The organism is Verrucosispora sp. WMMD703 (assembly GCF_049178935.1).
GTDB lineage: Bacteria > Actinomycetota > Actinomycetes > Mycobacteriales > Micromonosporaceae > Micromonospora > Micromonospora sediminimaris.
On sequence record NZ_JBMHMM010000004.1, the window covers coordinates 6,052,510 to 6,066,833 of the forward strand.

Annotated in this window: 12 protein-coding genes; 3 read left to right on the forward strand and 9 right to left on the reverse strand. The window is 71.5% G+C overall.

Annotation, left to right across the window (positions count from 1 at the left end):
- The first annotated feature begins 18 nt into the window (after positions 1-18).
- The gene (locus ACN26Z_RS28100; protein ID WP_421464115.1) at positions 19-1,353 is read left to right on the forward strand and encodes a TrkH family potassium uptake protein; all 1,335 of its coding nucleotides are present in this window, start codon (positions 19-21) and stop codon (positions 1,351-1,353) included.
- Positions 1,343-2,014, forward strand: coding sequence for a potassium channel family protein (locus ACN26Z_RS28105; RefSeq protein WP_421464117.1), 672 nt, complete (start codon positions 1,343-1,345; stop codon positions 2,012-2,014). Before ACN26Z_RS28100 ends, ACN26Z_RS28105 begins: the two co-directional genes overlap by 11 nt.
- Before the next feature lie 9 nt (positions 2,015-2,023).
- Here ACN26Z_RS28105 and ACN26Z_RS28110 read toward each other — a convergent pair whose 3' ends face one another.
- The 7 genes from ACN26Z_RS28110 to ACN26Z_RS28140 all read right to left on the reverse strand — a co-directional run bounded on the left by ACN26Z_RS28110 (position 2,024) and on the right by ACN26Z_RS28140 (position 10,936).
- Entirely contained in the window at positions 2,024-3,685 is a 1,662-nt protein-coding gene (locus ACN26Z_RS28110; RefSeq protein WP_421464119.1) for a serine/threonine-protein kinase, read from the reverse strand.
- 71 nt (positions 3,686-3,756) lie between these two features.
- Positions 3,757-5,310, reverse strand: coding sequence for a fused MFS/spermidine synthase (locus ACN26Z_RS28115; protein WP_421464121.1), 1,554 nt, complete (start codon positions 5,308-5,310; stop codon positions 3,757-3,759).
- Between the two features lie 36 nt (positions 5,311-5,346).
- Positions 5,347-6,351, reverse strand: a complete 1,005-nt coding sequence (locus ACN26Z_RS28120) for a coiled-coil domain-containing protein (protein ID WP_282240682.1) — start codon at positions 6,349-6,351, stop codon at positions 5,347-5,349.
- Between the two features lie 296 nt (positions 6,352-6,647).
- Complete coding sequence (locus tag ACN26Z_RS28125) at positions 6,648-7,457, reverse strand: inositol monophosphatase family protein (RefSeq protein ID WP_421464123.1); 810 nt, start codon at positions 7,455-7,457, stop codon at positions 6,648-6,650.
- The gene (locus ACN26Z_RS28130; RefSeq protein ID WP_093403507.1) at positions 7,450-7,902 is read right to left on the reverse strand and encodes a response regulator; all 453 of its coding nucleotides are present in this window, start codon (positions 7,900-7,902) and stop codon (positions 7,450-7,452) included. Before ACN26Z_RS28130 ends, ACN26Z_RS28125 begins: the two co-directional genes overlap by 8 nt.
- Positions 7,899-9,689 carry a sensor histidine kinase gene (locus ACN26Z_RS28135; protein ID WP_421464125.1) on the reverse strand — a complete coding sequence of 597 codons (1,791 nt, stop codon included), beginning with the start codon at positions 9,687-9,689 and terminating at the stop codon, positions 7,899-7,901. Before ACN26Z_RS28135 ends, ACN26Z_RS28130 begins: the two co-directional genes overlap by 4 nt.
- Positions 9,686-10,936 (reverse strand): PP2C family protein-serine/threonine phosphatase, encoded by a 1,251-nt coding sequence (locus tag ACN26Z_RS28140; RefSeq protein ID WP_170863401.1) that lies wholly within the window; start codon positions 10,934-10,936, stop codon positions 9,686-9,688. Before ACN26Z_RS28140 ends, ACN26Z_RS28135 begins: the two co-directional genes overlap by 4 nt.
- A gap of 157 nt (positions 10,937-11,093) precedes the next feature.
- On the opposite strand from ACN26Z_RS28140, the gene ACN26Z_RS28145 reads away from it, so the two are divergent.
- Positions 11,094-13,472, forward strand: coding sequence for a M28 family peptidase (locus ACN26Z_RS28145; protein WP_421464128.1), 2,379 nt, complete (start codon positions 11,094-11,096; stop codon positions 13,470-13,472).
- 5 nt (positions 13,473-13,477) lie between these two features.
- On the opposite strand, the gene ACN26Z_RS28150 is transcribed toward ACN26Z_RS28145, so the two are convergent.
- Together ACN26Z_RS28150 and ACN26Z_RS28155 are read right to left on the reverse strand one after the other, a co-directional pair.
- The gene (locus ACN26Z_RS28150) at positions 13,478-13,732 is read right to left on the reverse strand and encodes a Smr/MutS family protein (protein ID WP_013736060.1); all 255 of its coding nucleotides are present in this window, start codon (positions 13,730-13,732) and stop codon (positions 13,478-13,480) included.
- A gap of 148 nt (positions 13,733-13,880) precedes the next feature.
- Positions 13,881-14,246, reverse strand: coding sequence for a tetratricopeptide repeat protein (locus ACN26Z_RS28155; protein ID WP_093403502.1), 366 nt, complete (start codon positions 14,244-14,246; stop codon positions 13,881-13,883).
- Positions 14,247-14,324 lie beyond the last annotated feature (78 nt).

Consider the following 14,324-nt stretch of genomic DNA (forward strand, 5'->3'; position numbering starts at 1 on the left):
GAATCGGAAGATTGTCTGGTGCGTCGGTTTCTTCGTCACCCGGTGCGGCTCGTGCCGCTGGTCTTCCTGGTGGCGATCCTGATCGGCACCGGCCTGTTGATGCTGCGGCCGATGACCATCGAGTACCAGCACACCTCGTTCATGACCGCGCTGTTCACCGCCACGTCGGCCATCTCGGTGACCGGCCTTACCGTCACCGACACCCCGAACTACTGGTCCGGCTCCGGGCTGGCGCTCATCACCGTGCTCACCCAGTTGGGTGGGCTCGGCATCCTGACCGGTGCCGCGCTGGTGATCCTCACCGTGTCCCGGCGGCTCGGGCTGCACAACCGGCTGCTGTTGCGGGCCGAGACCGCGGAGTACGGGATCGGCGACGTACGCCGACTGCTGCTGCGCATCGCCACCACGGTCTTCGCCTGCGAGCTGGCGATGACCGTCGTCGTCACCGGCCGGCTCTGGCTGGGCTACGACCAACCGTTCCGGCAGTCCCTCTGGTCCGCCGCGTTCCACTCCATCCAGGCCTTCAACAACTGCGGATTCTCGCTCTACCCCGACGGGCTGTTGGCCTTCTCCCGTGACCCGTGGGTCAGCCTGCCGTTGGCCCTCGGCGCGATCGTCGGCGGTCTCGGCTTCCCGGCCCTGTTCGAAGCGGTCCGCGAGTGGCGGCAGCCGGCGCGCTGGGCGGTCGCCACCAAGCTGACCATCTGGGGCAGCGCGGCGCTTGTCGTGTTCGGTGCGGTCGCGTTCCTGTCCGCCGAGTGGGCCAACCCGTGGACCGTCGGCCAGTACGACGTACCCGGCAAGGTGGTGGCCGCGTTCACGCAGATCGCGTTGGCCCGCACCGGCGGCTTCGAGGTGGTGCCGACCGACCTGCTCCGGGAGGAGAGTCACATCCTGCTGATCGGGCTGATGTTCATCGGTGGCGGCAGCGCCAGCACCGCCGGTGGGATCAAGGTCTCCACCTTCTTCCTGCTCGCCTTCGTCATCTGGGCGGAGGTCCGCGGCGAGCCGGACGTCACGGTCGGTCACCGTCGGATCGCCACCGCCAGCCAGCGGCAGGCCCTCACCGTCGCGCTGCTCAGCGTCGCGATCGTGGCCGGCGGGACCGCCACGCTGATCGCGATGACCGACAAGCTTCCGTTCTACGCCGCGTTGTTCGAGGTCACGTCGGCTTTCAGCACCACCGGGCTCTCGGTGGGCGTCCTGTCCTCCCTGTCCGACGGTGGCCAGTTCCTGCTGACCGCGCTCATGTACGTCGGCCGGGTCGGGCCGCTCACCTTCGGCTCGGCGATCGCGCTGAACACCCGACGTCGGCTGTACCGATACCCAGAGGAGCAACCCATTGTCGGATAGAAAATCGGACCCGGGCGGCATCGCCGTGATCGGCCTCGGCCGGTTCGGCAGCCATCTGGCCGAATCGCTCTCCGCCCTCGGCCGCGAGGTGCTGGCCATCGACCGGGACGCTCAGCAGGTGCAGAAGTGGTCGTCGATGCTCGACCAGGTGGCGCAGGCCGACGCCACCGACGAGGGCGCGCTGCGCCAGCTCGGCCTGTCCGACCTGCCCCGGGTGATGGTGGCCATCGGCGCCTCCGTCGAGGCCAGCGTCCTCACCGTGCTCGCCCTGGTCGAGCTGGGCGTACCGCAGATCTGGGCCCGGGCGACCTCGGGCCAGCACGCGAAGATCCTCTCCTCGGTCGGCGCGCACCGCGTGATCTTTCCCGAGGCGGAGACCGGCGAGCGGCTCGCCCATTTGATCATCAGCCGGACGCTCGACTTCGTGGAGTTCGATGAGGCCTTCGCAGTGGCACGGGTCCGCGTTCCGCGGTCGCTCGCCGGTCGCCCGACCAGCGAAATTCAACTGCTGGACCGCTACGGCGTACGGGTGATCGGGGTGAAGCGGCCGGGCGAGAACCGGTACCGGTACGCCTCGCACGTCCTGGACCTCACCGAGGACACGATTCTCATCGTGGAGGGAACCATCGAACAGATCCAGCGTTTCGCCGCGCTGTCCTGACCGCTCAACTCACCGGCTGGAGCCCTTGCCGGGCTTATCCGGCTGCGGCTTGCCTCCACCCTTGCCCTTCGCCTTGTCGTCGTCCGGCTTGGCCTTCTCGGCCTTGGGCTTCTTCGCCTTCGGTTTGGTGTCACCGGACCCGGCCTTGCCGGCCGTTGCCTTCACCGTCTTGGCGGTGGCCGACTTGGTGGGTGCCGGTTTGGTGGTGGGCGCGGTGCCAGCCACCCCTGAGACCTGAACCCCGCACACCGCCGTGCCGATCCGGAACTCCACCGGCAGCGGGTTCGTCCCGGAGTACCGCCCGGTCAGGTTCACCTTCTCGGTGGCACCCGGTGCCAGCGCCGGCCGCTGTGGGACCGGTTGCACCGCCACCGACCGGCCCTGTTGACGCACCGGCACCGGAGTCGCGTCGGTCACCTGCTGCTCGCCGGGGAACGCGAAGCTCATGGTCCAGTCGCGCAGTTCACGATCGCCGGTGTTGGTCAGGCTCAGTTCCGCGGTGAAGTCCTTGCCGGAATCCTTGCGCAGCGCGTACGTCACCTGGCAGGGAATCTCCTGTTCGCCGCCGATACGCGCCTGGGTCGGCTGATCGATTCCGCCGCTGGCGGGGCTGTGCGACGTGACCCCCCAGACCGCCGCCGTGACCGCCATCAACCCGGCGGCGGCCGTCACCGCCTCGATCCGGCGCCGACGGTTCAGCCGGCGCCGGGTGCGCAGGCCGGCCAGGGGCAGCGCGTCGGTCGCCGCGGACCAGGGCAGGATCGTGGTACCGGCGTCGGCCAGCGACGACGGGCCGATCTCACCCACACCGCTGCCCACCGGCACCGTCGGCACCTTGCCGGCCGCCTCCGCGAGCACCCGGGCCAGTTCGGCGGTGGCCGGACGATCCGCCGGCCGCTTCGCCAGGCAGCGCCGCACGAGGTCGGCGACGGCACCGGGCAGGCCCGGCACGTCGGGCATCGGCTCCGGCTCGCGGTACATGTGGGCACGCAGCATCTGGGTGGTGGTGTCGGCCTGCCAGGGCAGCCGACCGGTGAGCATCCGGTACAGCAGCAGCCCGACCGCGTACACGTCGGTGGCCGGGCTGACCTGGCCGTTGTCGAGCCGTTCCGGAGCGAGATACGCCGGGGTGCCGAGCAGGTTGCCGTCGGGCCCCTTCTCGCTCTCACCGACCAGCGCGGAGATGCCGAAGTCGACCACCTTCACCCCGGTCGCGGTGAGCATCACGTTGCCGGGGGTGACGTCGCGGTGCACCACACCCCGGGCGTGCGCGGTGGCCAGCGCGGAGGCGACCTCGGCCGCCACCGTCACCGCCTCCCGCCACGGCAGGCGTCCGTCGCGGGCCAACCTCGCGGTCAGCGGACCGCCGTCGATCAGTTCCATCACCACGTACGGCACGGTCAACCCGACCTGCACGGACTCGCCGTAGTCGTACACGTTTGTGATGTTGGGGTGGCAGAGCCGGGCGGCGGCCTGGGCCTCGATCCGGATCCGGTGCCGAAACGCGCGGTCGCTGGCCAGCCGGGACGCGAGCACCTTGACCGCCACCTGCCGGCCGAGCACCTCGTCGTAGCCGCGCCAGACCACCGACATGCCGCCCGCGCCGAGCTGTTCGATGAGCCGGTACCGCTCACCGAGCAGTTGCGCGCCTCTGCTCACCGCACCACCCATGGTCGGCGTTGTTGCCCGACGTGAGGCCGCCTACACCTTTCTGGTCTGATTCGGTCACGGATGTCACCCGATCAGGCGGTGGCGAGCAGTTGGTCCACCGGAGCGTAGTCGTCGGTGAGCACCAGCGCGTCGCCGACGAAGTCCGTCAGGTCACCGCCGCTGAGCAGACTGGCCGGCTCGTTGGCGTCGTCGAGCCGGGCCCGTACCGCGGCCAGTGGCAGTGGCGCGTCGGAGGCCATGATGAGGAAGTTCGCACCCCGCTCGCCGGCCAGCGCCTCGGGCGGGGCGATCAGCGCGACATGCCCGAACTCGGCGGCGACGGTGGCCACCTCACTGCGGATGAACCGCAGCGGCGGGTAGTCGATGACATTCTGCACGTACACGCCAGCTGGGCGGGTCACCCGGCGGATCTCGGCGGCCATCTCCCGGGTGGCCAGGTGCCAGGGCACCACCAGGTGCCCGAAGGCGTCGCCCACCACGAAGTCGCGGCTGTCGGTCGCCTCGTCGGCCACCAGCATCCGGGCGTCACCCACCACCGCCCGCAGGTCCGGTCCCTGGCGTACGCCGAGTCGCCGCTCCCCCAGCTCGACGAGCCCGCCGTCGATCTCGAACACCAGGTTGTCGGTGCCGGGCCGGGTGGCGGTCAGGTAACGCGGCACGGTGAACCCGCCCCCGCCCAGGTGCAGCGCGTCGAGCCGCTGGCCCGACGGGGCGAGCACGTCGGCCACCGCGCCGATCCACCGGGTGTACGCGTACTCCAGGTGGGTCGGGTCGTTCAGGTCCACGTACGAGTGCTGGGCCGAGTTGAGCAGCAGCGTCCGCCCGCTGGACCGACCCGGGTCGGCCTGTACCCGGGCACAGTGGTACGCCGTCTCGACGTCGCACGGGTTCGGGGCGACCATGGTCAGCCCGGCCCCGGCCAGGCCGAGCACCGCCAGGACGGCCTTGACCCGGGCCGGCCCGGGTAGGGCGGCCCGGTCCTGCCGGTGCAGGTACACCCCGAGCGCGATGCCGGTGATGCCGAGGGAGGCGGCCAACCCGAACAGGATGACGGTGCTCGGCAGGGCTGCCACCAGCACGAAGCCGGTGACCAGGGTGGCCGTGACGGCGCCGAGGGTGCCGATGCCGGAGAGCCGGCCGACGACCTGGCCGGTGCGGCGCAGGTCGGCGAGCTGAAGTTTGATCACCAGTGGGCTGACCGCCGAGAGCAGCATCGCGGGCGCGAACACGGCGACCGCGACCAGCAGCAGAACGGCGCTTGCCGCACCGCCCCGCAGCACCTCACCGGCGTACCGCACCGCCGGCAGGGTGATCGCGGTGGCGATGCCGGAGAGCACCAGCGCCGGGGCCAGCAGCGTACGCGGGTTGCGCCGGTCGGCCAGCCAGCCGCCCGCCCAGGCCCCGTACGCGATCGCCGCCAACGCGATGCCGATGACCGAGCTGGTCACCTGGAGGGTGACCCCGACGTACGGCCCGACCAGGCGCAGCGCGGCGGTCTCCAGGACCAGAACGGCACCACTGGAGTAGAAGACCAGGAACGCGGCGAGCCCGTTGGGCAGGGCCCGGGGCACCTCCGGCGAAGACGGCGCGGTTGGGGCCGCCACGTCAGGCGATGGAGAGTTCATCGTGGCGATGGTACGCAGCGGCCCCGGGCCGGCGGGTCAGTACATCGAGAGATGAACGTGGTTCGTGTGGTCGGCGGCCGGGCTGCCGCTACCGCTGTACGCCCGCCAGCCGGTGCCCGGGTGCCAGATCTGGCGGTACCAGATGACGTAGAGCACGCCGAGCCGGTCGGCGTTGCGGACGTGCCAGGCGGCCAGGCTGTCACCGTACGACTTGTCGCCACCGGTCGCCGTGCGGTCCTCGAAGCCGTTGGTGGCGGCGGAGAAGTCGCAGGCCCGACCCTTGGGGTGCTCGCCGGAGCCGCCGCTGCGGTAGCAGGAGACGTGCCGCTTGTATCCGGCGGCCTGGGTCTGCTTCAGCGCGTGCAGCGTGCGGGGCGTGATGCAGCCCGAGGTGGTCGGGTCGTTCACCGAGCACGACTCGCCGGGCCAGGAACCGTCGGAGTTACGCGGTGCCGGCTTCGCCGAGGTGGAACTGCCACCGCTGAACCCGCCGCCGCTACCCGAGCTGACCGCGGCCAGGGCCGCCTCGGCCTCCTTCTTCTTCTTAGCCATCACGGCCAACTGCTTGGTCTGCTCGCGCACCTCGGCGTTGATCGCCAGCTTGGCCTGCCGGGCCTGCTCACGCGCCTCGGTCAGCTCCCGGATCCGGCGGCTGTCCCGCTGGGCCATCATGTCGAGGTTGGCGGCGCGCTGCACGAACGCCTCCGGCGTCGCGCTGTCCAGCAGTACGGCCGCCGGGCTGAGCCGCCCGACCCGGTAGGACTGTGCGGCCACCTCGCCGACCATGGCGGTCAGTTCGTTGAGCCGGCCCTCCATCGCGGACAACTCCTTGGCCATCTGCTTCTGCCGCTTCTTGGAGCCGTCCAGCTTGCGCTTGGCGTCGATGTGCGCCTTGGCGGTGGCTTCCAGAGCGTCCCGCAGCTTCTTGCTGCCACCCTCGTTGGGCTCGGCGTACGCCGGCACGGCACCCACGCCGAGCAGCAGCGCCACGGCGGCGAGCAGGGCGATCAGCGGCCGGTGGGCGTACCGCCGGACGGGCATGGACCTGCGCACGAAAGCATCCTTTCGTCGGCCGCCGGCCCCCGATGGTTTCCACTGCGCGGCGGCGGCCCCCGCCGGCGCCGGTCGGCGGCCTGCTGGCGGAAGGCCGCCGGTCAGGATACCGGAACCATCCCTCCCGACCAGCCCGCCGACCCCCAACCCCGCCCAACCCTCAACCGCCCGCAACCATCCCCTCACTCTCCGCACCCCTACCCCGCGTTGATCATGAGGTTCGCGGCACTTTCGGATCGAACTCGCCGCCAACCTCATGATCAACACCGGGTGGGCGCAGGGGATCAGGTGGGGAGGAGGGTGGTGTGGACTTTGGTCCAGACCTCCTGGTTGGCGGCTACCAGTAGGCCGTGTTCGGTGTCGGCGGGGTGGTAGTCCGTGCCGTCGAGCCGGCGGGCGACTCCGCCTGCGGCCCGCACCAGCAGGGTGCCTGGGCCGTGGTCCCAGGGCAGGGTCCGCCAGAACAGCACGAACTGCTGCCGGCCGGTGAGCACGTCGAGATACTCGCGACCGGCGCAATGCTGCCCCGGTAGCAGCTCGCCGAGCCGCGCACCGCCCGCCTCCACCGTGCGTCGTGAAGGCCCCGGCAGGAACTTCGTCATCGCGGTGCCCCGCAGCTCACCCGTTGGCGGTGCCCCGTCGGGCAGGTGCAACGGCCGACCGTCCAGGTACGTGCCCTCGCCGTTACGGCCAGTCGCCAGCGCGTCGGCCAACGGGTCCAACACCCAGGCGGCCACCGGCTCGCCATCGGTGAGCAGGGAGACCATCAAGGCGAACGGGCGGCGGCCCGCTGCGAAGTTCGCGGTGCCGTCGACCGGGTCGACCAGCCAGACGTCCCCCGAGGCACGCAGGTGACGCAGCAGGTCGGGATCGTCGGCCACCGCCTCCTCGCCGACCACCACCGAGCCGGGGCGCAGCCGGAGCAACCGGGCGCTGATCATTTCCTCGGCCCGCCGGTCGGCGACCGTGACCAGCTCACCGGGGGCCTTCTCGCTCACGTCGGCGGCGTCGAGATGGCGGAACAAGGGCAGCACGACGCGGTCGGCAGTCTCCCGCAGCAGCTCGCCGACGTCGTCGAGCAGGGTGTCAACCACGCGGCGGCAGCTTCACCACGCTGACGAAGAACTCGTCGATCTGCCGGACCACCGCGATGAACTGCTCGAAGTCGACCGGCTTGGTCACGTACGCGTTCGCATGCAGCTGGTAGCTGCGCAGGATGTCCTCGTCGGCCTGGGAGGTGGTAAGCACCACCACCGGGATCCGGCGGAGCTGCTCGTCCTTCTTGATCTCCTCCAGCACCTCCCGACCGTCCCGCCGGGGCAGGTTCAGGTCGAGCAGGATCAGGTCCGGCAGCTCCGCGTCCGCGTACTGGCCCTCGCGACGCAGGTAGGCAAGCGCCTCGGCACCGTCGGACACGACGTTGAGCCGGTTGCGCAGCTTGTGCTCCTCGAACGCTTCCTGGGTCATCAACACGTCGCCCGGGTCGTCCTCGACCAGAAGCACCTCGATCGGGCTGTTACCGTCCGCCGGCGCGGTCATCCCACCGCCTCCTTCATGCCACCTGTCCCACCGCCGGCCTGTGGCAGGCCAGCGACGGCCGAGGGGCGTTGCGAGTCGCCGCCGGCCTCGGCGCCGACGGTACCGTCACCCGCCGGGACCTCGTCATCGGCCCGGCCTGCCGCCGCGTCCGTCCCCACCGCCGCTGCAGCGGCGGCGTCCGCAGCCTCCCCGTCCGCAGCGGACCCGTCCGCGCCGGTGGCGCTCTGCGCAGCCTCCGCGTCGGCGGGCAGCGCGGGCAGGGTGAAACGGATCGCCGTCCCCTCGGGCACGTCGGTGTCCACCCAGACCCGACCGCCGTGGTACTCCACGATCTTCTTGACGATCGCCAGCCCGATTCCGGTACCCGGGTACGCGTCCTTGGCGTGCAGTCGCTGGAAGATGACGAAGATCTTGTCGGCGAACTCCGGCTCGATCCCGATGCCGTTGTCCTGGCAGGTGATCTCCCAATCCTCGCCGATCAGCCGGGCCGAGACGTGCACCTTCGGCGGAACATCCGCCCGACGGAACTTCACGGAGTTGCTGACCAGGTTGACCAGCAGGTTGGTCAGCAGCGGCTCCTCGCCGCGGATCACCGGCAGCTCGCCCCAGGTCAGCTCGGCGTCGGCGTACTGCCGGGCCGGCTCGGTCTGTGCCGCCACCTCGGCCATCAGGCGGTTCAGGTCGACATCGGTGAAGCCCGTGGTGAGCCGGCCGATCCGGGAGAAGGCCAGCAGGTCGTTGATCAGCCGCTGCATCCGCTGCGCGCCGTCCACCGCGAAGGCGATGTACTGGTCGGCCCGCTCGTCGAGCCGCCCGGCATAACGCCGCTGGAGCAGCTGGCAGAAACTCGCCACCTTGCGCAACGGCTCCTGCAGGTCGTGCGAGGCGACGTAGGCGAACTGCTCCAGGTCACGGTTGGACCGGGTCAGCTCCTCGGCCTGCTTCTGCAACTGAGCGTTGACCCACTCGATGCGCTCCCGGGCCTCACGCACCTCGGCCAGGTCCGCGGCGATCTTCTGGCGCATGGCGTCCACGTCCTCGCCGAGGCGCTGGAACTCCGGCGGACCGGTGCCGGCGATGCGGTGGCCGTAGTCGCCGACGGCGACCTCCCGAACCTGCCCGGCCAGGCTGGTCAGCGGACGGATCACCATCCGCTCCAGCGAGGTGAGCAGCACCACCCCGGTGACCAGCACCACGAGCGCCGCGATGACCAGCAGCAGCACCAGCAGGTTGCTCGTGCTGCGTACGTTCGCCGCGGCCTCGTCGCGAACCTCGAGGATGCCGTTCTGCAACACGTCGACGGCGACCCGGATCTGGTCGAACTGCTGCCGCGACTGGTCGGTGAGCAACTGCTGGCCGGCGGTGGCGCCACCGGTCTCGATGGCGGCGATGACCGGCAGGGCAACCGCCTGCCGCCACTGCTCCGCCCGCTGCTGCACCGTGCCGAACTCGTCACGCAGCTCCGGGTAGCTGGCCAACAGCCGGTCCATCGAGGCGGCCAGCTCCTGCTCCCGCTGCCGGCCGGTGTCGAACGGGGCGAGATCCTCCCGCTCGCCGGTCAGCGCGTACCCCCGGATCGCGGTCTCCTGGTCGACCAGGACCGCGAGCAGTTCCTGGGACTGGGCCCGCAACGGACCTGTCTCGTTGAGCACCGCGTCGATGTGCGCCCGGCTACGGGTGGCGACCACCGCCTCCGCGACGGCCACCCCGAGCAACAGCAACCCGACGACGGCGACGAGCACGGCCAGCCGGCCGCGCAGGCTCCAGCCGGCACCCGTGGCCGTCACCGGCCACCACCCCGCGTGACCAGCAGCATCGCCACATCGTCGGCGAACGGGCCGTCGTTGAGCTGCTCGGCCCGCCCGACCAGCCAGGCCGGCAGATCGGGCAGCGCAACCGCCCGACTGGCCGGCTCGGTCAGCAGGCGGGTCAGGCCGGGCACGTCGAGACGTTCGTCGCCCGCGCCCACCCGGCCCTCGATCAGACCATCGGTGTACATCAGCAGAGACCAGTCCTCGGTGTCGAACTTCAGGTCGAAGGCGACGGGCCGACGCGGCCGTACGCCGAGCAGCAGACCACCCGGGGCGGGCACCGGAGTCACCCGCCCACCGGCGAGCAGCACCGGTGGCGGGTGGCCGGCCAGCCGCACCGTCGCCCGGCCGGCGTTGAGGTCCAGCCGGGCCGTCGCCACGGTCGCGAAGATCTCCTGAAGCCGACGCTCGCTCATCAGCACCTGTTCCAGCGCGGGGAGCACCTCGTCGTCCGGTACCCCGGCGAGGATCAGCGCCCGCCAGGCCACCCGCAGCTCGACGCCGAGGGCCGCCTCGTCCACGCCGTGCCCACAGACATCGCCGATGATCAGATCCACCCGGTCGGGACGGGTCTGCACCACGTCGTAGAAGTCCCCGCCGATCAGGGCGGCGTGCCGGCCGGGCCGGTAGAAGGTGTGTACGGCGATCTGATCGGTCGACATCAGCGGCTGGGGCAGCAGGCCGCGCTCCAACCGGGCCGACTCGGCCTGGCGCAGCTCCACCTCACGCAGCCGGCGGGCGTTCTCGTCGGCCCGTTTGCGCTCCACCGCGTAGCGCAGTGCCCGGGTCAGCAGCACCCCGTCGACCTGGCCCTTGACCAGGTAGTCCTGCGCCCCCTCGGCAACCGCCACGATGCCCAGGTGCTCGTCGGTGCGACCGGTGAGCACGCAGACGGCCGCGCTGCCGGACATCTCCAGCACCTGCCGCAGCCCGTCCAGCCCCTGCGCGTCGGGCAGCCCCAGGTCGAGCAGTACGCAGTCGACCCCCGCGATCCGTTGGCGGGCCTCGCTCAGGCTGGTCGCCACCAGCAGGTCGATTCCGGAGTTCGTCTCGGCCAGCAACTCGCCGACCAGGAAGGCGTCACCCTCGTCGTCCTCCACCAGCAGCACGCTCAGGCGCTCCCCGGGTGGCAGGTTCGGGTTGCCACCCAGCCCTCCCTGCGGGTACGGCCACGACACGACGGAGGGACCGGTCATCCCGGTCCCCCGGGCCGGCCGGGTCACCGCCGCGATTGGCGGCTGATCGCTGGTGATGTCGGGCTCCTTCCGAGTGCCCTGCTGATCCTGTATTAGACAACGTTCGCACACAACACGACGGGGCACCCTCAGGTGGCATGGAGGATGATGTCCACCCCAGGACCCCCCTCGCAAGGAGCCACCCGTGGGCGCACCCCCCACCCCCGCCGCCGACCGCGCCCTCACCCGGCCGCGTCGACGTCCCCTCGCCGCGCTGGCGGCACTCGTCGCGCTCGTCGCCGTCGGCGCGGGCGCGCTGCTCGACCTGCGTCCTCCGGCCCCTCGGCCGACCGACGCGCCGACGGACGAGTTCAGCGCCGGGCGCGCGTACCCACACGTGACGCAGGTCGCCGGGCGGCCACACGTTGCAGGCAGCCCAGCCAACGAGGAGGTCCGCGGCTACCTGGAAGGCGCGCTGCGTGGCCTCGGGTTGGAGACGCAGGTGCAGGACACCGTCGCCGAGGAGGCCGGGCAGCTCAGCGGCGCGGCGGGCGGCGCCACCCTGGCCCGGGTCCGCAACGTGGTGGCGCGGCTGCCCGGCACCGCCCCCACCGGCACGGTGTTCCTGGTCGCGCACTACGACGCGGTGCAGACCGGGCCGGGCGGCAACGACGACGCCGCAGGGGTGGCGACGATCCTGGAGGTGGCCCGTGCGCTGACCGACGGCCCAGCGCCCCGCAACGACGTCGTCTTCGTGCTCACCGACGCCGAGGAGGCGTGCCTCTGCGGAGCCTCGACGTTCGCCTCCGAGCACCCGCTCGCCGCCGACAAGGGTGTGGTGCTCAACCTGGAGGCGAGGGGTCGAACCGGCCCGGTGATCATGTTCGAGACGTCGCCGGAGAACGCGCGTCTGGTCGAGGTCTTCGGCCGGGCCGCACCGCACCCGGTGGGCACCTCGTTCGCGGTGGAGGTGTACCGCGCGTTGCCCAACGACACCGACTTCACCGCCTTCCTCGACGAGGGGTTCCTCGGGCTGAACTCGGCGTACCTGGATGGCGGTGCGATCTACCACACGCCGTTGGACACCCCCGCCTCGATGGACCAGGCCAGCCTCCAGCACCACGGTGACAACACCCTCGGTCTCGCCCGGGAGTTCGGCCGGATCGACCTCGGCGACCTGCGCGCCGGTCACGACGCCACCTACTTCCCCGTGCCCGGCGGGCTCGCCCGCTACCCCGGCTGGCTGGTGCTGCCGTTGGCGCTGCTGGCGCTGGGCGGCGTGGTCGGGCTCGGCTGGCTGGCCCGACGCCGGCACCGGGTCACCACCGGTCGGCTGGCCGCCGGCTTCGGCCTGGCCCTGGTGCCGATCGTGGTGGCCCCGCTGGGCGCCCAGTTGCTCTGGGCGGCGATCGTCGCGCTCCGGCCGGGCTACGCCGAACTACTCGACCCGTACCGGCCGACCTGGTACCGGCTGGCCGTACTGTCGCTCGCCGCCGCCGTCGTGTTCGCCTGGTACGCGCTGAGCCGACGCCGGATCGGCCCGGCCGCCCTGGCGATCGGCGGACTCGGCTGGCTGGCGCTGCTCGGCGTGCTGCTCGCCTTCCTGGCGCCCGGCGGGGCGTACCTGGCGACCCTGCCCGCCCTGGCCGGGGCGCTCGGCGGACTGGTGGCGCTGGCCACCCGGCTCGACGGCCCGGTACCGGTGATCGCGGTGACCGTCGCGGCCGCGGTCGCGGTGCTCCTGCTGCTCCCCACCGTCGTGCTGCTCTTCCCGGCGCTGGGCATGGCGATGGGCGGCGTCGCGGCGCTCTTCGCGGTGCTGCTCGGTCTCGCCGCGCTGCCCGTGATCGACCTGCTGCATCCACAGGCCGGCGGTCAGCGGGGCATGATCGCGCTGCGGGCCCGCCGACTCGGCGCCCTGCCGGCCGGGGCCGCCGCACTGGCCGCGGTGGTCCTCGCCGGGATCGGCCTCGCCGTCGACCGGTTCGACGCCACGCACCCCGCACCCACCCACCTGATGTACGCGCTGGACGCCGGCACCGGCCAGGCCCGCTGGCTCAGCCACGAGAGCGAGCCGCAGCCCTGGACCGACGAGTACGTGGACGGCCCGGTCGAGGTCGCCGACGAGTTCCCCGGAATCGGCGGCGACGAGTTGCTCGGCGGCCCGGCACAGCCGGCGGACCTACCCGCGCCCCGGTTGGATGTGCTGACCGACACCACCACCGCAGGCGAACGCACACTGACGCTCCGGCTCACTCCGCAGCGCCAGGTACGCCTGACCACCCTGCACGTCGACACGAACACCGCTGACGTGCGGCGGGTCGAGGTCGCCGGCCGCCCGGTTCCGGTGGAGACCCGCGACGGCCGCTGGGGATTCGGGGTGGTCTTCCACGCCCCACCGCCCGACGGGATCGAGGTCACGCTTACCGTCACGCCGAAGACTGACCGGATCGCGTTGCGCGCGATGGACGCCAGCGACGGCCTCGACACGCTGCCCGGCTTCCGCCCCCGCCCACCGGACGTCGGCGTCGCCGGCTCGCACAGCTCCGAGATGCTCGCCGTCGCCCGCACCTACCCGCTGTAGGGCAGCTACTTCCAGCGGAAGTGAACGAAGAGGCGGCCGAAGTTCTTGGAGTCCTTCTCGACCCGGTGGTAGAGCTGCTTGACGTCCTTCTGGTCGAGGAAGCGCAGCACCCGCTTCTTGAGCTGACCGGAGCCCTTGCCCGGGATGATCTCGACGAGGGTGGCCTTCTTGGCCACCGCCTCGTCCATGATCCCGCGCAGTGCCCGGTCGATGTCGTGGCCCTTGTTGAAGATGTCGTGCAGGTCCAGCTTCAGCTTCATGCCACGTCCACCGTCCGGTCGGCTGTCATGCGGCTCATGGTAGGCACGCCGGGCGCCGGCCAGGCCATCGTGGGCACGCCGGCTGCCGGGCCCCCCGGACGTCGAGAGGGCAGCCCACTCGGGCTGCCCTCTCGACACGTGTCCGGGATCAGCGACCGCCGACCCGGGTCTCGACCCGGCGCAGGGCGGTCGTGTAGTCGTCGTTGGACGAGTGCATGGCCGCCGCGATGCGCAGGTGACGCAGCGCGTCGGTGTAGCGGTTGAGCCGCTCCAGCGTCCGGCCCAGCACGTGGTGGGCGTAGTGGTCGCTGGGGTTGCGGTCGACCAGTTCCCGCAGCTGCTCCTCGGCCCGGTTGAGCTGTGCCGACTGGAAGTAGGCCCGGGCCAGCAACTGGCGCACGGAGGCGTTGTCCGGCTCCGCCTCGATGATCGGTTCGAGCAGCCGGGCCGCGCTGCTGGGGTCGCCCGCCTCGAAGAACAGGGTCGCCCGTCGGTACTCGGCCAGAAGATCCATGCCGCCACCCCCTCCGTGTCGCACCACTGCTCCGACGCTGGCACAACACCGGCCGTACCGCGACTGTTCCCGGTGGCT

What these genes read in the sequence shown, in the direction of transcription:
- ACN26Z_RS28110 (WP_421464119.1), bottom strand. Translation starts at nt 3,685, where the DNA reads ATGGGTGGTGCGGTGAGCAGAGGCGCGCAACTGCTCGGTGAGCGGTAC.
- ACN26Z_RS28115 (WP_421464121.1), bottom strand. Translation starts at nt 5,310, where the DNA reads ATGAACTCTCCATCGCCTGACGTGGCGGCCCCAACCGCGCCGTCTTCG.
- ACN26Z_RS28120 (WP_282240682.1), bottom strand. Translation starts at nt 6,351, where the DNA reads ATGCCCGTCCGGCGGTACGCCCACCGGCCGCTGATCGCCCTGCTCGCC.
- ACN26Z_RS28130 (WP_093403507.1), bottom strand. Translation starts at nt 7,902, where the DNA reads ATGACCGCGCCGGCGGACGGTAACAGCCCGATCGAGGTGCTTCTGGTC.
- ACN26Z_RS28150 (WP_013736060.1), bottom strand. Translation starts at nt 13,732, where the DNA reads ATGAAGCTGAAGCTGGACCTGCACGACATCTTCAACAAGGGCCACGAC.
- ACN26Z_RS28155 (WP_093403502.1), bottom strand. Translation starts at nt 14,246, where the DNA reads ATGGATCTTCTGGCCGAGTACCGACGGGCGACCCTGTTCTTCGAGGCG.